At 39.2% G+C, this 17,292-nt stretch carries 14 protein-coding genes; 7 read left to right on the top strand and 7 right to left on the bottom strand.

The genetic code is table 11. The features are described 5' to 3' along the window. Positions 1-123 precede the first annotated feature (123 nt). From ahcY to BMW42_RS00565, 6 genes are all read left to right on the top strand, one after another. Entirely contained in the window at positions 124-1,506 is a 1,383-nt protein-coding gene (gene ahcY / locus BMW42_RS00590; RefSeq protein WP_092766003.1) for an adenosylhomocysteinase, read from the top strand. Positions 1,507-1,582: 76 nt separating this feature from the next. Beyond that, positions 1,583-2,419: a methylenetetrahydrofolate reductase [NAD(P)H] gene (gene metF / locus BMW42_RS00585; protein WP_035266512.1), complete on the top strand. Its 837-nt coding sequence runs from the start codon at positions 1,583-1,585 to the stop codon at positions 2,417-2,419. Positions 2,420-2,519: 100 nt separating this feature from the next. Continuing rightward, on the top strand, positions 2,520-3,230 hold the full coding sequence (locus BMW42_RS00580; RefSeq protein WP_092766002.1) for a 16S rRNA (uracil(1498)-N(3))-methyltransferase: 711 nt from the start codon (positions 2,520-2,522) through the stop codon (positions 3,228-3,230). A 169-nt stretch (positions 3,231-3,399) separates the two neighbouring features. After that, on the top strand, positions 3,400-6,264 hold the full coding sequence (locus BMW42_RS00575) for an EAL domain-containing protein (protein WP_092766001.1): 2,865 nt from the start codon (positions 3,400-3,402) through the stop codon (positions 6,262-6,264). A 133-nt stretch (positions 6,265-6,397) separates the two neighbouring features. Further along, a complete protein-coding gene (locus BMW42_RS00570; RefSeq protein WP_092766000.1) occupies positions 6,398-8,677 on the top strand; it encodes an NADP-dependent malic enzyme in 2,280 nt (759 codons plus the stop codon). A 79-nt stretch (positions 8,678-8,756) separates the two neighbouring features. Then, the gene (locus BMW42_RS00565; protein WP_092765999.1) at positions 8,757-9,995 is read left to right on the top strand and encodes a multifunctional CCA addition/repair protein; all 1,239 of its coding nucleotides are present in this window, start codon (positions 8,757-8,759) and stop codon (positions 9,993-9,995) included. Between the two features lie 35 nt (positions 9,996-10,030). Here the strand turns inward: BMW42_RS00565 and BMW42_RS00560 are convergent, their stop codons facing one another. Beyond that, positions 10,031-10,657 carry a LysE family translocator gene (locus BMW42_RS00560; protein WP_092765998.1) on the bottom strand — a complete coding sequence of 209 codons (627 nt, stop codon included), beginning with the start codon at positions 10,655-10,657 and terminating at the stop codon, positions 10,031-10,033. Positions 10,658-10,823: 166 nt separating this feature from the next. On the opposite strand from BMW42_RS00560, the gene BMW42_RS00555 reads away from it, so the two are divergent. Beyond that, the gene (locus BMW42_RS00555; protein ID WP_092765997.1) at positions 10,824-11,279 is read left to right on the top strand and encodes a GNAT family N-acetyltransferase; all 456 of its coding nucleotides are present in this window, start codon (positions 10,824-10,826) and stop codon (positions 11,277-11,279) included. Between the two features lie 11 nt (positions 11,280-11,290). Here the strand turns inward: BMW42_RS00555 and epmA are convergent, their stop codons facing one another. The 6 genes from epmA to BMW42_RS00525 all read right to left on the bottom strand — a co-directional run bounded on the left by epmA (position 11,291) and on the right by BMW42_RS00525 (position 17,292). Next, positions 11,291-12,271 carry an EF-P lysine aminoacylase EpmA gene (gene epmA, locus BMW42_RS00550; protein WP_092765996.1) on the bottom strand — a complete coding sequence of 327 codons (981 nt, stop codon included), beginning with the start codon at positions 12,269-12,271 and terminating at the stop codon, positions 11,291-11,293. Then, on the bottom strand, positions 12,268-13,335 hold the full coding sequence (locus BMW42_RS00545; protein ID WP_092765995.1) for a 4-phosphoerythronate dehydrogenase: 1,068 nt from the start codon (positions 13,333-13,335) through the stop codon (positions 12,268-12,270). Before BMW42_RS00545 ends, epmA begins: the two co-directional genes overlap by 4 nt. A 110-nt stretch (positions 13,336-13,445) precedes the next feature. Further along, on the bottom strand, positions 13,446-14,612 hold the full coding sequence (locus BMW42_RS00540) for a type III PLP-dependent enzyme (RefSeq protein ID WP_092765994.1): 1,167 nt from the start codon (positions 14,610-14,612) through the stop codon (positions 13,446-13,448). Between the two features lie 119 nt (positions 14,613-14,731). Beyond that, a complete protein-coding gene (locus tag BMW42_RS00535) occupies positions 14,732-14,965 on the bottom strand; it encodes a phosphopantetheine-binding protein (RefSeq protein WP_092765993.1) in 234 nt (77 codons plus the stop codon). Then, positions 14,962-15,612, bottom strand: coding sequence for an isochorismatase family protein (locus tag BMW42_RS00530; protein ID WP_092765992.1), 651 nt, complete (start codon positions 15,610-15,612; stop codon positions 14,962-14,964). Before BMW42_RS00530 ends, BMW42_RS00535 begins: the two co-directional genes overlap by 4 nt. Before the next feature lie 15 nt (positions 15,613-15,627). Then, on the bottom strand, positions 15,628-17,292 hold the full coding sequence (locus tag BMW42_RS00525) for a (2,3-dihydroxybenzoyl)adenylate synthase (protein ID WP_092765991.1): 1,665 nt from the start codon (positions 17,290-17,292) through the stop codon (positions 15,628-15,630).

Here is a 17,292-nt window from a genome sequence, read left to right as displayed (position 1 = left end):
CGTTTTACAAGTACAAGATGTAAAAGCGCCAGGCTCGACGATCGGTTAGTCTTTTTCTAGACAGACCAACAACGGCATCCGCGAACATAATGATCAATTTTTGTTTTTTATAAGGAGATCGTGATGAACGCGGTTAATGCTTCATTTACAGATTATAAAGTTGCCGATATTTCACTTGCTGACTACGGCCGTAAAGAAATCAAACTTGCAGAAGCTGAAATGCCAGCCCTTATGGGTCTGCGTAAGCGTTACTCTGCGGCTAAACCACTTGCTGGTGCTAAAATTTTGGGTTGTATCCACATGACAATCCAAACAGCTGTTCTTATCGAAACTTTGGTAGAGCTTGGTGCTGAAGTTCGTTGGACATCTTGCAACATTTTCTCAACTCAAGACCACGCTGCTGCAGCTATTGCAGCTTCTGGTGTTCCAGTATTTGCTTGGAAAGGCGAAACTGAAGAAGAATATATGTGGTGTCTTGAACAACAAATTAATGTAAATGGTACGCCTTGGGATGCCAACATGATTTTGGACGACGGCGGTGACTTAACTGCGCTTGTTCATGAAAAATACCCAGAAGTACTCGCAAAAATCCACGGTATTACTGAAGAAACCACGACAGGTGTTCAACGTCTTCTCGAAATGTGGAAAGACGGTTCATTGAAAGTACCTGCGATCAACGTTAACGATTCAGTCACTAAATCTAAAAATGACAACAAATACGGTTGCCGTCACTCTCTAAACGATGCCATCAAACGTGCAACTGACATGCTGTTATCTGGTCGTCGTGCACTTGTAATTGGTTACGGTGATGTAGGTAAAGGTTCTGCGCAATCCCTTCGTCAAGAAGGCATGATCGTACGTGTTTCTGAAATCGATCCAATCTGTGCAATGCAAGCATGCATGGACGGTTATGAAGTAGTTTCTCCATACAAGAATGGCGTACAAACAGGTAACAAAGAAGACGTTAACGCTGACCTTCTTCAAAATACTGACTTAATCGTAACAACGACTGGTAACTACCACGTTTGTGACGCTGCAATGCTTGATACATTAAAAGCAGGTGCAGTAGTTTGTAATATCGGTCACTTTGACACTGAAATCGATACCAACTACTTACGTGGTTATAAATGGGTTGAAGTTAAACCACAAGTTCACCAAGTATATCGTTCAGAAAATGAAAATGATTACCTCATTCTTCTTTCTGAAGGTCGCTTAGTAAATCTTGGCAATGCAACTGGTCACCCATCACGCGTGATGGACGGTTCTTTTGCGAACCAAGTTTTAGGTCAAATGCACTTGTTCGCAGAGAAATTTGCTGATCTTCCTGAAGATCAAAAACAAGCAGCGATTCGTGTTGAACTTCTTCCTAAGAAATTAGATGAAGAAGTTGCTGCAGCAATGGTTGCAGGTTTCGGTGGTGTTCTGACTCAATTAACTCAAGAACAAGCGGACTACCTTGGGGTTGCTGTTGAAGGTCCATTCAAATCTGACGCTTATAAATACTAATCTTTGAACAAGCAGGCTGAACAGCCTGCTTTTCTTTGAATTCTATTTTGCTGAAATAAGTACAAAGGATTTGAACATGTCTAAACAGATTCCAATTTCTTTTGAGTTTTTCCCAACCAAAACTGATGCAGGTGCGGAAAAACTTAAGGTTGTTCACCAAGAACTGCAGTTGCTGAATCCAGAGTTTTTCTCTGTGACTTATGGTGCAGGTGGTTCTACACGTGAACGTACACTTTCGACTTTAGCTGATTTTAATGGCAAAGGCACGCCTGTTGCTCCCCACCTCTCTTGTATTGGTGATAGCAAAGAACGTATTGCAGAATTACTGGATTTATATAAATCTCAAGGGATTGACCGTATTGTTGCACTACGTGGTGACTTACCTTCCGGTCAAGTTGGCTTAGGTGAATTACCGTATGCTCAGGATTTAGTACGCTTTATCCGTGAACATTCGGGTGACCACTTCCAAATTGAAGTTGCAGCTTACCCTGAAATGCATCCACAAGCAGATAGCTTTGATTTAGACATCAAACGCTTTTGTGAGAAAGCCAATGCAGGTGCAAATGCAGCCTTAACTCAATTCTTCTTTAATCCAGATGCGTATTTTTACTTTGTAGAGCGCATTCAAAAAGAAGGTGTGAATATTCCTGTTGCGCCGGGCATTATGCCAATTACCAATGCAAGCAATCTCATTCGTTTTGCGGATGGTACCGGTGCCGAAATCCCTCGTTGGATTCGTAAGCAACTTGCGGCTTATGGTGATGACACTGCTTCAATTAAAGCCTTTGGTCATGAAGTGATTGTGAAGCTATGTGAACGCCTCATTGCTGGTGGTGCGCCAAGCTTACACTTTTATACGATGAACACCACTGATCCAACTCGTCAACTTGTAAAAGACCTCGGTCTGGCATAAGTCTCCTGACTTCTTTTATCGACAGCTTAGGTTCACCTTATTTGATGTAGGGACTGAAGATAAAAGAAGTTTTTATTTTACCGATTTTAGAGTAATGCAGATGCCTCGTTTTTTTATTGAAGCAGACCTTAATGTAAATACAACAGTTGAACTGACTGAAACTGTATTTCATCATTGGGTCAAAGTTTTACGTGCACAAGTCGGTGAAAAAGCGACCTTGTTTAATGGTCAAGGTGGCGAATATCAAGTTGAATTAACTGAAGCCAATAAAAAAACAGGCTCGGTTCTAGTTCAAGAATTTAACCCAACCAATCGCACACCAAACTTTAATGCCTTACTTGGTCAAGTAATGAGTAAAGGTGACCGCATGGATTATGCTATTCAAAAAGCGGTTGAGTTAGGCGTATCTGAAATTCAACTTCTCACCTCTGAACGTTGCGAAATGCGTTTAAAGTACGACCGTGATCAGAAAAAACTTGATCATTGGCAAGGTGTAGCAATTGCAGCTTGCGAGCAGTGTGGAATGAATATTGTTCCAAAAATATTAGCTCCACTCCCTTTGGCACAATGGTTAAATAGCACACTCCCTGAAACGAAATTAGTCTTAGCCCCCAATAAAGATGAGGTCGATGTGTTAAATGATGCCTCCTCAAATATAACGCTACTCATTGGTCCAGAAGGTGGATTAAGTGAAGCTGAAATCCAATCTGCAAATCAGCATGGATTTATCAATTGGTGTATTGGTGAACGTGTTTTACGTACAGAAACTGCACCAGTGGTTGCTTTATCGATCTTAAATTACAAATTTTAATAAATATTTTCTCAAAATTCCGTGATTTAACTCACAATAGAATTGATTTTCTTCCAATTAGACAGTACTTTAATGAGAAAAGAGTTGTCGCGCTAAATTTATATTTTTTTAAGTTCGTACTCAAAAATAATACAAATAAAGTAGAAAGAAAATTAAGGTATTGCCAGTTATGAGTGAAGTTCAGGGAGAGCATGTTTCCAACTCTGTACTCGATAGCCAGATCAAAAGTGCGACTTCTAATTTGCATTTTTTTTTAGCGTGGGTGCTCTTTGCCTGCATCTATAATCAACTTATTTACTTCTTTTATTTCAAAAGCTTTTCAATACCTTATACCATTTGGCTCATTATATTTACCGCCATTCTTTTAATCTGTTTTTGCTTTACCCTCTTTTTTAAAAAATCTAATCAAATTAGTATTTTTAACTTAGACATGTGGGCGCAATTGGTTTGCTTAATTACTGGAGCTGGTCTAGCTATTGGTATTTATACCGTATTACAGCTTATCCCCGAACATAATCCAGAAGTCAAAGATATACATATGTTGACTTTAGCTGGGTTAATGTTATCTATTGTTTATACTTTTGCTATTGTATTTTTATCACAGCGGTTACGATACTTCCTTTATGTTTTTTTGCCTTCAGCTTCGGCCATAGTCCTCTCCAATTTCCTTTTTTTAGATAATACTCCTGATGTTTTTAGTTTAATCTTTAATATTTGGTTTGGTGTATTACTTATTTGCGCTCTCCTTACCCATAAGATGTACCGCCGTCTTGGAATATTAAATAGTCACAATAAATTCTATTTATCTGAATCTAGAAAACATCTTATGGAGTCATCACTTCTCCAAGAAAAGCTAAAAAATGAGATTGAAAAATCCAAAGAAATTGAAAGCCAATTACAAATGCATAATCAATTACTCGAACAAAAAGTAATTGAACGAACCTACGATATTAATAAGATCAACGATCGACTGCAGCACCATCAAGCTAACCTCGATTTTGCGCATGAAACTGCTGGAATTTCATCTTGGCTATGGAATATTGAGAAAAGAACCATTGAAATTTCAGGCATTAAATATGGTAATCAGGTTTTACATTACCAAAGTGCAACTGATCAAATTAACGAGTTTATTCACCCAGAAGATCAAGAAAATTATCGTAAAGAGCTTCGTAAACATTTAAGAGGAAATACTGAACGTTTTGAAGCACATTATAGAACTAAAGTAAAAGATCAGTGGTTCTGGATTAAAGATATTGGTCGAGTTATTACACGTGATCCTAAAAATAATAAACCTCTTAAAATGGTGGGTATTTTCCAAGACATTGAGAGTGAAAAAAAAGCACAAGAAAAATTGAAATTAGCTTCGAATGTATTTAATCAAGTGGCCCAAGGAGTTTTCGTTTTAGACAATAACTTGTGTTTTTTAGAAGTTAATCCTTATTTTAGTGAATTGGTCAACATCCCACCGCAAGATATTATCTCAAAACACATCTTTGATATTACCAAATCTTCTACATCCCAACTCAGCCAACATCACGCCGATATAACTCAAACGGTGTTACTCACCGGTCAATATGATGCTGAGGTCACAGAAGAATTTATTTCAGGAAAAATATTAACTTTGTGGCTGCATATCAATGCGGTTCGTGATGATAAAAATAGAATTTTAAATTATGTAGGCATCATTTCAGATTTGACTGAACGGAAACAAAATCTTGAAAGAATGGCCTACTTAGAGAATTACGATCTACTTACAGATTTACCTAACCGTGTTTATTTTAATTTACAGTTACACCAGTATCTAATTAGTAAATCTAAAATTCTGAGCCATTTTTCTATTATTCGTCTTAACATTGATCGATTTAGACATTTTAATGAGTTTATTAATCATCAAACTGGAGATGAAGTTCTCAAAGAAGTTTCCCGAAGACTGAAATATACCTGTTCTAAAGCTGTTCTGATTTCATATTTAAATAATGATGACTTTGCTATGATTTACAACTTAAATCATAGTCATTACACGATCCAACAAGTCGTCGATCAGATCCTTGAGGCCTTTGAAATACCCTTTATCATCGATGGGCAAGAACACATGATTCATGTCTCACTGGGTATCGCAATTTACCCCAATCATGGTAGACAAATTGGTAGCTTAAATAGTCACGCGGAAAGCGCTTTAACAGAAGCAAAAAAACTAGGGGGCAGCACAGCCTATTATTATGACAACAAGCCTGAATCCATTTTTGGCAGTGACATTGAGCTCGAAAGAGATTTACGACTTGCTATAAAAAATCAGGACTTAGAAATTTACTATCAACCTAAGATAGAAAGTAAAACGATGCAAGTGAGCGGCTTTGAAGCATTAATCCGCTGGAATCATCCAAAGTATGGCATCATCATGCCAGATCGTTTTATACCGATTGCTGAAATGACTAGTCTGATCTCAGATATCGGAAAATTTGTTATTTTCCAGACATGTAAGCAACTTAAAATATGGCATGAATTAGGATTTGATAAGTTACAAATTTCTATTAATGTCGTGGCGCAACAGATCCATCGTGGGGAATTTCTCAATTTTATTGATCAAGCCGTGCTCAAATACTCACTCAAACCCGAGTTTATAGAGTTTGAACTTACCGAGTCATCATTGTTAGATAAATCATCTCATGTTTTTGATTTGTTAGACCAAATTAAGGATAAAAATTTCTCAATCGCCTTAGATGACTTTGGAACAGGCTATTCTTCACTTGCATATCTTGCCGACTATCCTATTGATACACTCAAGATTGATCGCGCCTTTATTTCAAAGATTGGCACTCGTAAAAATAATGCTATTGTCGATGCAATTATTTCAATGGGTAAAACGATGGGGATGAAATTAGTTGCTGAAGGTGTTGAGGATATCGAGCAAATTGAATATTTAAAAAAACAAGGTTGTGATTATTTCCAAGGTTATTATTTTTCGAGACCATTAAATAGCGCTGATAGCACTCAATTTCTGCAAAATGAATATCAATTCTCAAAAATCAAATAAAGGCTAGACCAAAGTCCTAAATATGTATGAAATTTCGACTTTTAACTGTGATCAATGTGCAACTAGTGGTATATTCGAACCGATATAACCAAAAAACCAGCAAGGCTGGAACATTGTAATAACTGGGATTCAGATGGACGATCAATCTTTAAAACAGCAAGCACTCTATTACCACGAATTTCCAACGCCAGGAAAAATCAGCGTTACTCCGAGTAAGCAACTCGTCAACCAACATGATCTAGCATTAGCATATTCCCCAGGTGTTGCAGTGCCATGTTTGGAAATTGAAAAAGACCCTTCTAAAGCAGCGCTTTATACTGCACGTGGTAACCTAGTTGCAGTCGTCAGTAATGGTACTGCAGTACTCGGTTTGGGTAATATTGGTCCCCTCGCTTCAAAACCAGTGATGGAAGGTAAAGGCGTCCTGTTCAAAAAGTTTGCAGGCGTTGACGTTTTCGATATCGAAATTGCAGAAAACGATCCAGATAAAATCGTAGATATCGTTGCTGCTCTTGAACCGACTTTCGGGGGGATTAACCTCGAAGATATCAAAGCTCCAGAATGTTTCTATATTGAACAGAAACTTCGTGAGCGCATGAATATTCCAGTCTTTCATGATGACCAACACGGTACGTCAATCATTGTAGGCTCAGCACTTTTAAATGCTTTGCAATTAAATGGCAAAAAGATTGAAGACATCAAAATCATTGCATCAGGTGCTGGTGCAGCTGCATTGTCATGTCTAGATCTTCTTTGTGCATTAGGTGCTAAAAAAGAAAATATCATTGTTGCTGACTCTCGCGGTTTGATCACCACTAAACGTGAAGGCTTAGACGACTCTAAAAAACGCTATGTTCAAGATATTGAAGGTTCTCAGCTTGTTGATGTGATTGCTGGTGCAGATATGTTCCTTGGTCTATCAGCTGCGGGTATTTTGACTAAAGAAATGGTCAAAGTCATGGCGAAGGATCCAATCATCTTCGCGCTTGCTAATCCAGATCCTGAAATTCTGCCTGAGCATGCACATGAAGTTCGTGATGATGTGATCATGGCGACGGGTCGTTCAGACTATCCGAACCAAGTGAATAATGCGCTTTGCTTCCCATATATCTTCCGTGGTGCACTTGATGTAGGTGCAACAACCATTAACGAAGAAATGAAGATTGCATGTGTACACGCAATTGCTCGTATGGCGCATGTAGAAGCTGACGCTGCATCTTATGGTGAAAAGTCTGCATCATTTGGACGTGATTACCTAATTCCACGCCCACTAGATCAACGCTTGATTCTTGAAATTGCTCCTGCTGTTGCAAAAGCTGCGATGGATTCTGGTGTAGCGACTCGACCAATCCAAGATTTCTCCGTGTATCATCAGCGTCTTTCTGAGTTCGTTTACAACTCAGCATTTATGATGAAACCAATTTTTGCTCAAGCGAAAACTGATCCTAAACGTATTGCTTATGCGGAAGGTGAAGATCTTCGTGTTCTTCGTGCTGTTCAAATTGCAGTAGACGAAGGCTTGGCAAAACCGATCTTGGTGGGTCGTACTGCTGTCATCGAAGCGAATATTAAGAAATTAGGTTTACGTTTAGAAAATGGTGTGAATATCACTATCGTTGATCAAGAAACAAATCCTGATTACGAAAAGTTTGCTGATGATTACTATAATCTGATGATGCGTAAAGGGGTAACACCTGAGTATGCACAACGTGAATCACGTCGTCGTTCGACCCTGATCGCAGCGATGTTAGTACGTCACGGCTTAGCAGATGGTATGCTATGTGGTACGTATTCTAGCTACGATATTCATTTAGATTTCGTGAGCAATGTCATTGGTTTAAAAGAAGGTCATAACACTTTCTTTACGTTAAATGCGTTGATGCTCGAAGATCGTAACTTGTTCATTGCAGATACATATATCAATCGTAATCCTACAGCTGAACAGCTTGCTGAAATGACTATATTAGCAGCAGAAGAAGTCCGTCGTTTCGGTATTACTCCACGTGTAGCATTGTTGTCGCACTCAAGTTTTGGTTCTGACCAGACTGATCCTAGCGCTCAAAAAATGCGTAAAGTGTATGAAATCCTTTCTGAAATTGCACCTGAGCTTGAAGTTGAAGGTGAAATGCATGCAGATGCAGCGCTTGATGAAAATATCCGTAGCTTTGCATTCCCGAATTCGCGCTTCAAAGGTTCTGCGAATCTATTGATTATGCCGAATTTAGATGCTGCAAATATTTCATTCAACCTGTTGAAATCAACTTCAGGCAATAATGTAACGATTGGTCCAATCTTATTAGGTGCGGCTAAGCCAGTTCATATCTTAACACCGACAGCAACTACGCGCCGTGTTGTGAATATGACTGCATTAACTGTTGCAGAAATTCAAGAAGAGGAAAAAAACGCGCTCTAATCCTTCATTTAGGGCACGTTTTGTGACTTGAGAAAACCTCTATTCTGATGCATGATGGTGCTAAGAATAGAGGTTTTTTATGCAAGTTTATTTAGTAGGCGGCGCAGTGCGAGATCAGTTGCTCGGACACCCCTATCACGAAAAAGATTATGTCGTTGTCGGTGCAACACCAGAACAACTTTTAAACCAAGGGTTCCAACCTGTTGGTAAAGATTTTCCTGTATTTCTACATCCCGAAACTAAAGATGAATACGCCCTCGCTCGTACTGAGCGTAAATCTGGGCATGGTTATCATGGCTTTGAATTTTTTACCGATCCCTCGGTAACCCTTGAAGATGATTTAATTCGTCGTGATTTGACCATAAATGCAATGGCCATGAATGAAGATGGTGAGTTGTTCGACCCTTATCATGGTTATCAAGATTTGAATCAACGCATTTTACGTCACGTTTCTGATGCATTTGCAGAGGATCCACTACGAGTATTGCGTGTTGCCCGTTTTGCAGCTCGCTATCATCAGTATGGTTTTAAAGTAGCTGAAGAAACCATAGCCTTAATGAAAAATTTGGCTGATTCTGGTGAATTGCAAGCGCTTACGCCTGAACGTGTTTGGAAAGAAACTTCTCGCGCCTTAATGGAACGTGATGCTGATATTTACTTTGAAGTCCTTCGTCAGTGTGATTCTCTCAAAATCCTCTTTCCAGAAATCGAAGCATTATTTGGTGTACCACAACGTCCTGAATACCATCCTGAAATTGACTGTGGTATTCATACCTTGATGTCATTACAACAAGCTTGTAAAGCAGACTACTCGATGGATGTACGCTTCGCAGTATTAGTGCATGATCTGGGTAAAGCACTCACGCCTAAAGATGAGTTACCTCGCCATATCATGCATGAGGAACGTGGTGTTCAGCCCGTGACTGATTTATGTGAACGTCTTAAAGTTCCGACCCAAACCAAACAATTGGCAATTGCGGTGTGCAAAGAACATCTTAAATGCCATCAGGCGTTTACATTAAAACCAGGAACACTTTGGCGTCTATTACAACGTTTAGATGTATTACGCCGTCCTGAACGTGTTGAGGCTTTTGTACAAACATGTGAATGTGATGCCAAAGGTCGCTTAGGTCTCGAAGACCGTGAATATCCTCAAGCAAAATATGTATTAGATGCGGTACAGATTGTTCGTTCAATTAAAGCATCTGATTTACCGCCTGAGATCAAAGGCCCTGATATTGGTGAAATGCTGATACAAAAAAGAATCGAGGCTTTGGCAACGCACCGAGAAAAACATCAATCCTTGGTAAACGCATAATATTTACCTCCTGAAACTCAGGAGGTAATCGTATTTTAAAAAAATGATTGTTGAAAATATTTAAAAGAATCAATCATTGGTTTAATGATTGAAGCCACTAATAGTAGCGCCATACTGTAATTGAAAATTTTTAGATGCTGTGGCGTACGCACCAAAGTTTGTAATTTTTCTCCGAGTATTCCCCAAGCTCCCGTGCATGGAATACAGACTAACCCAAACACAACACCCAAAATGATATACCAATAAAATTCACTGCCTGCAGCTAAATAAGTCGTCACCGCGCCCATTGCCATAATCCAAGCTTTTGGATTGACCCATTGAAATAATGCAGCTTGCAAAAAAGTAATGGGTTTCGCTTGAGTTTTATCTAATTCAACTGAGCCTGATTGAGCAATCTTAATAGCTAAATAGATTAAATAAGCAATACCGATCAACTTTAGAATTTCGTAAACCAATTGATTTTGACTCAGTAATGTACCAATTCCTAAACCAACCAAAATCACCATGACCCCAAAACCGATCGCTACACCTAAAATGTGTCCATAAGTCGCACGGAGTCCAAAGTTCACTCCTGAGGTTGCGACCATCAAATTGTTAGGTCCAGGTGTTATGGATGTCACAATTGTATACATTACAAAAGATAAAAATATAGAAAAAGACATATAGTCGCCTATGATTATTGTTTTAAATCTTCAAATCGGAAAGATGAATTAAATCCAATATTAAAAGATAAAATATTAAATTTATCTAAACAAAATACATGAAAGATTAAATTATTTAAACATACTTCAATTCATACTTATAAACCATGTTTCAAGAGCCACGACAATGCTGATTAAACCTGTAAATTTAAACCATGATGTTGCAGCGATCGCTGAATTGACTACCCAACTCGGCTATCCAACTCGAACAGAAGTTATGAAAGAACGTTTAATGAGGTTGCAAGCTCAGGAGCGTTATACAACCCTAGTATTTATCGATCATGGACAAGTTGTCGCATATATTGGTTTTGTTGAAGAAATATCATGGGAATGTACTGATCCGTATTTTCGCATTCTAGTACTCATTGTAGATCAGGCGCATCGCGATAAAGGGATTGGTCAAAAACTGTTGGCTCACGTTGAACATATAGCCAGTCAACAAGGTATTCAAAAAATTGTGGTCAGTAGTGGTAATCGTGCTGAACGATTACCTACACATCAGTTTTATGTAAATCACGGTTTTAAAGCGTATAGCACGACATTTGTCAAAATATTAGCTCCTCAAGATCGTCCTTTATCCTGAAGAGAAAAATCTTATGAGCGATCAGCAGGAAATGTAATCACTTGCTCTAGTTTCATTTTCTCTGTTGCCACCATCAGTAAACGATCGATCCCCAATGCGATACCTGAGCATTCTGGCATTTTAGGCAATGCTGCTAAGAGATTTTCATCTATTGGCATAACATCTAAGCCTAATTTTTCACGTTCAGCATTATCGGCTTCAAAACGGGAACGCAATACATCTGCATCAATCAACTCATCATAAGCATTTGCTAACTCCAAGCCCTCAATATATAGCTCAAAACGTGCTGCAACCAATTCCCCATCTTCATCAACTCGAGTTTTTGCAAGAGATGCAAGTTCTGGTGGAAAATCTGTTAAAAATACAGGCGTATCACAACCTAAGCTCGGTTCCACCATATGCGAAAATAACAAGTCGATATAACCTAGACGATCATCACCCAGATCTAGATTTAACCCAACACGATTACAACAATCCTTTAATTCCTTTAATGTGGATTTAAGTGGGTTGAGATCTAAGCGATCTATAAATGCATATTTGTAACTTAAAATCGTAGGTCGCACTTCGCCAAAACGATGTGCCAAAGTGACATTGAGTAAATCTGTAACTTCAAACATTAACTCTTTGAGACTTAAATCAGGTCTATACCATTCAAGCATGGTAAATTCACTGTTATGTTTACGTCCATGTTCATCATCGCGAAAAACTTTACAGATTTGATAAATTGGCCCTACTCCTGCTGCCAACAGTCGTTTCATAGCAAATTCTGGTGAAGTTTGAAGATAGTGCTTTTTCAAATGACCATGCACATGACGGCTTGCCTCAACTGATGCCAAGTGGACATCGGTTACTCCAGCATGAGATAAAATTGGAGTTTCCACTTCCAAAACATCACGTTCTAAAAAAAATTGGCGAATCTGTTGATACATCTTCGCTCTGGCTTTCATGGCAGCAAAATCGCAAGTTGGTAGATAGCTCAGAGAGTCAGTCATGCCTGAGGCCCTCCATGAGCAGCCCATTCACGACGTAATGGATAAGTTTTGCGTAATTGGTCAAATGAAGCTTGATCTACTTTCCCATCTTTGAGGCATGCTCTTAAATTCTGATCATCTCTAAAGATATCGTAGATATGGTTTAATTGAGTTTTCAGCGTGTGCTTGAGATCACTATTGTTAAAATATTGTTCACATGTAGGCAATTGGGTTTCGAATTGTTTGGAAGGTTGATGGCCGAAATGCTGACAAAAAGCATCATAAATCATCTGGGTACCACGCGCTTTACCCTCAAGACTATAACCCGCAATATGAGGTGTCACCAATTGCACAAGATTCAGTAACTCTTCCGTAATGACTGGTTCATGCTCAAAGACATCTAGTACAACTTTACGACCCGTTGCTCGAATATCTGCAATCAAAGCTTGTTCTTCAATGACTGGACCACGAGCAGAATTAATTAAAATTGTAGATGGTTTAAGCTTTTTTAAGGTCTCAGCATTAAACATATGTCGGGTTGCATGCATCCCTGAAGTGGTTAATGGCACATGGATAGAAATTGCATCTGCTTTCGAAAAAACTTCATCTAAAGTGACTTGCTGAATATTTTCTCTTTGTACAAAAGGATCAACCCCGATGACGTTCCATCCCAATAGTTTCGCCATATGTGCGAGTCGAGAACCGACATTACCCAGTCCAATAATAGCTAATGTGAAATCTTGTTCTGCATCTAGCAAATGAGGATTTAGAGCTAATAACGCCGTAATAACATATTCAGAAACAGCTTGGGCATTACATCCTGCAGCATTTGACCATTGAATATTTTGCTGTTCAATTGCTGGAATGTCCAAGTGATCTGTTCCGATCGTTGCACTACCAACAAAGCTTAATGAAGTATTTTGAATGAGCGCAGAATTCACTTTCGTCACAGAACGTACTAATAAGGCTTCAGCATCGACCACATCTTCATGCTTTAAGGTACGACCAGCTTTATTATCAATATCGCCAAATTCTGAAAAGAAATAATCTGTGAATGCGAGATTTTCATCTGCAACGATTTTCATGAGCCTACCCATCAAGATTTTAGCATTATGATAACGCTTCTGGGAGTGTTAGGCTATGTGGCTCGCAGCTTGAGCGACTGACTACCAACCACATAGGACCATTCCTTGAATCAATCTAAATAGAACGTTTTTAAAGGTGGATAACCATTAAATTCGACCGAAGCATAAGAGGTTGTATAAGCTCCGGTACTTAACCAATAGAGTCGATCTCCAATGCTCAAGTTTTTAGGTAACTGATAAGGCACTTTTTCATACATGATATCAGTTGAATCACAGGTCGGGCCTGCAAGCACAACACTTGAATGCTCAGGTGCTGAATGCATTTTAGGTGTGTATATAGGATATTTGATCATCTCACCTAAAGTTTCAATTAGTCCATTGAAGACGCCCACATCCGTGTAGACCCATCGTTTATCATCATGTGCTGATTTATTAGCGATAAGAACAATCTCTGAAACAATCACTCCAGCCTTACCCACCAACGATCTGCCGGGCTCCAAAAATAATATCACCTGATCATCAAAGTGTTCATCAAGATAGCGTTGAATCTCGTGCGCATAACTTTGGATACTGTCAACATCAGCTAAGTAATGTGCTGGGAAACCACCACCCAAATTGATTAATTCTAAACTGATACCGTATTGGTCTTTCAACGTATTAAATATTTGCTTCACTACCGTTAAAGCTGAACGCCATACAGTGACATCACGTTGCTGACTACCGACATGGAATGACACGCCAAAGGGTATTAAACCCAATTGTTTAGCTTTCACCATCAAATCAACCGCCATATCTGGATGGCATCCAAATTTACGTGAAAGTGGCCAATCTGCTGTACCTCCCGACTCTACCATTGCCCTGACAAAGACTTTAGAGTTCGGTGCTAATTCGGCAATTTGTGCGAGATCTGCTTCCGCATCGGTGACAAATAAACGGATTCCTTTTTGGTAAGCATACTCAACGTCTGAAGCTTTTTTAATAGTATTACCGTATGAAATACGATCTGGATGAATTCCGCATTCAAGCGCTTTGTCTAGCTCATAAATTGATGCAACATCAAAACATGAGCCAAGTTGATCAAGTTTATGAATAATTTCACGACCAGGATTTGCTTTCACTGCATAATAAATATGGGCTTTTGGAAAGCTATTTTGCAACTCAATAAATTGAGTTTGCACTTGATTTAAATCAACAACTAAAAAAGGGCTTTGCTTTGTTTCGGCAAAATTTTGGATTTTTTTCCATTGTTGATCAGAATAGTATTTTTCTAATTGCATGTAAGATCCACTCACGTTAGCGAATAATTTAACGAAAATGGCCTTTGGCTATAAGTACTTTGGCTAGGGCCGTTGATTGTGCATGTGTTGATTTTCAAGGTATGCACATTAGTCTTACATCAATCTCTATCCAATTTAAGACGATCACTCCATTCATTCAACGTTGGCTCCTCCACCAGATCTTGAAATTCAATTTGAAAGCCTTTTTCACGTAGCAATCCAACCAGCGTCATAAGACTGACTGAATCAAGTCCTAACATAAATAAATTATCCTCCTGCTGAATTTCATCTACAGGTAAATTCAATTGATGAGCGACCATATTTTTTAACTCAAGCATGCTTAATTCATTCATGATCTTTGCCCCTGACCTAAGGCGTTAATCACAGTCTGAGTATCCATGACTTTTGCACAGCGCCCAGTCGCATACTTTAGTGCAAGATCATGTTCTTCTCGGCTAAAATCCGCCAAGGCATCACCCACCATAAATGCTTGAATATCCAACATAAATGCTTCCGCAGCTGTTAATAAGCAACCAATATGGGCATATACTCCACAAATCACTAATTGATCGCGATTGGCTTGTTTGATTTGCTGCTCAAAATCACTTTTTTTAAATGCGCTATAGCGCCATTTTGTCAGCACGGTGTCTTCACTTTTTGGTTGAAGTGGATCAATAATTTTGGTCAATGCTGGATCAGCTGACAAACCTTTACCCCAAAAATCCGTTAATAGTTGACGATGTTCTTGCGTCTGATCTCCAGGTTGTGCGGTGTAATAGACTGGAATTCCTAGTGCATGTGCCTGATCAATAAGGGCTTTACAATTTCGGATTAATGTGGGAATGGGCGCTTGGGTCTGATCGTAAAAATCTAAAAAATATTGCTGAACATCATGTGCCAATAAAACCGACCGTGATGCATCTAAAGTCCAATCAACTTTGTTAACTGGAAAATCTTGAGCAGATGGCATGGGGTAACTTGCAATACGTGGGATTGCCATATTTTATTTCCTTCGTTAAATCGTGTCTTCGGTGAGGCGTTTTCTAAGTTGTTTCTTGTCGATTTTGCCCAATGCCGTATAAGGCATTTCTTCAATAAATTCGATGCGATCTGGGATCTTATAGGTCGCCAGACCGTATGCTTGAACGAATTGTCTAATTTGCAGTTTGAGCCTTGTTTCTGATGCATCTTGATCGTTAGGTCGCCATTGAATAAATGCACAACTTTTTTCTCCTAACTTTGGATCTGGTTGTGCAACCAAGGCGGACAAGATGATTTGTTGGTGTTGATTTAAAACCTGTTCGACTTCTTCCGTCGCGATTTTTTCACCGCCACGATTAATTTGTTCCTTACTTCGTCCTTCAACAATAATATTGCCTTCTGGCGTTAATTGTACTAAATCACCAGTGCGATAAAATCCATCTAAGGTAAAAGCACTTCGATTATGTTCTGAAGCCCGATAATAACCTCTAATGGTATAAGGGCCGCGAGTTAAAAGATGCCCCACCTCACCCAATGGCAGCTCGTGATCCTCCTCATCGACGATTTTTATTTCATCATCTGGACTTATACGGGAACCTTGGGTACCTATAATGACTTCTTTCGGATCATCGTAACGCGTGTAATTCACCAAGCCTTCTGCCATACCAAATACTTGTTGTAATCGGCATTGGTATTGATCAATCAACTTTTCAGCTAAAGCATCTGGCAACCTTGCTCCACCGACCTGTAAGGCCGTTAATTTTTTAAAAATATTTGTTGCGCCATTTTGAACAGCTTCAGCCCATGTTGCTGCTAATGCAGGTACAAGAGCAACATGCGTGATATTGTGCGATTCAATGAGTGGAAATACAGTTTGGGGAGAAGGATCTTTCGCTAAAATAAGTGTTCCACCTGCATAAAATAGCCCCAATGAACCAGCCGAACTCATACTGAAATTATGTGCTACTGGAAGCACCATAAGCATACGGCTTTCTGTATCAAGTTCACAAATATCTGCACTGGCACGAACACTATACAAATAGTCATCATGTGTTCGTGGTATAAGTTTCGGTGTGCCAGTACTGCCCCCTGAAAGTTGAAAAAAAGCCACATGGCGAGCCGTTAATTTGGGCTTTGAAACCATATGATTTTTAAACGATGCAAGATTCGGCCAAGGATCAAAATCGCCTGCATCACCAACGACAATCACTTGCTGTAAAGTCGGACATCTGCGCTGGCACTCTTGCGCTAAGGATCTGTAATCAAAGCCTAGATGCTTATCTGCACAGATATACAATTTGGCATCTGTTTGCTGAATAAAATGACTTATTTCGGCATGACGGTGTGCTGGTAAACTCATCACTGGTCGCATCCCTATCCGCAAAGCTGCAAAATAAGCAATAAAAAACTCTGCTATATTTGGCATTTGAATCACAACAGCATCTGCCAGCCCATAGCCTTGTTTAGTCAAGAAGACTGCAAATTGTTCAATATTTTGATTCAGCTCTTGATAAGAATACTGGCGATCACCACAAATCAATGCCACCTGATTGGCAAATTTCTGGGCTGATTCTTGAAAAAATTCAGAAATGGTTTGACCTTTCCAATATCCCTTTTGAATGTACCGTTCTACGAAATCTTCTGGGTATGGCACGATGCCATCCCAGAGCAAAGACTCGTCATTTACATTTGCATTCAT

It is taken from the genome of Acinetobacter sp. DSM 11652 (assembly GCF_900109815.1).
Lineage (GTDB): Bacteria > Pseudomonadota > Gammaproteobacteria > Pseudomonadales > Moraxellaceae > Acinetobacter.
Note: the sequence above shows the minus strand (reverse complement) of the source record. Positions and strands in the feature narration are given on the sequence as shown.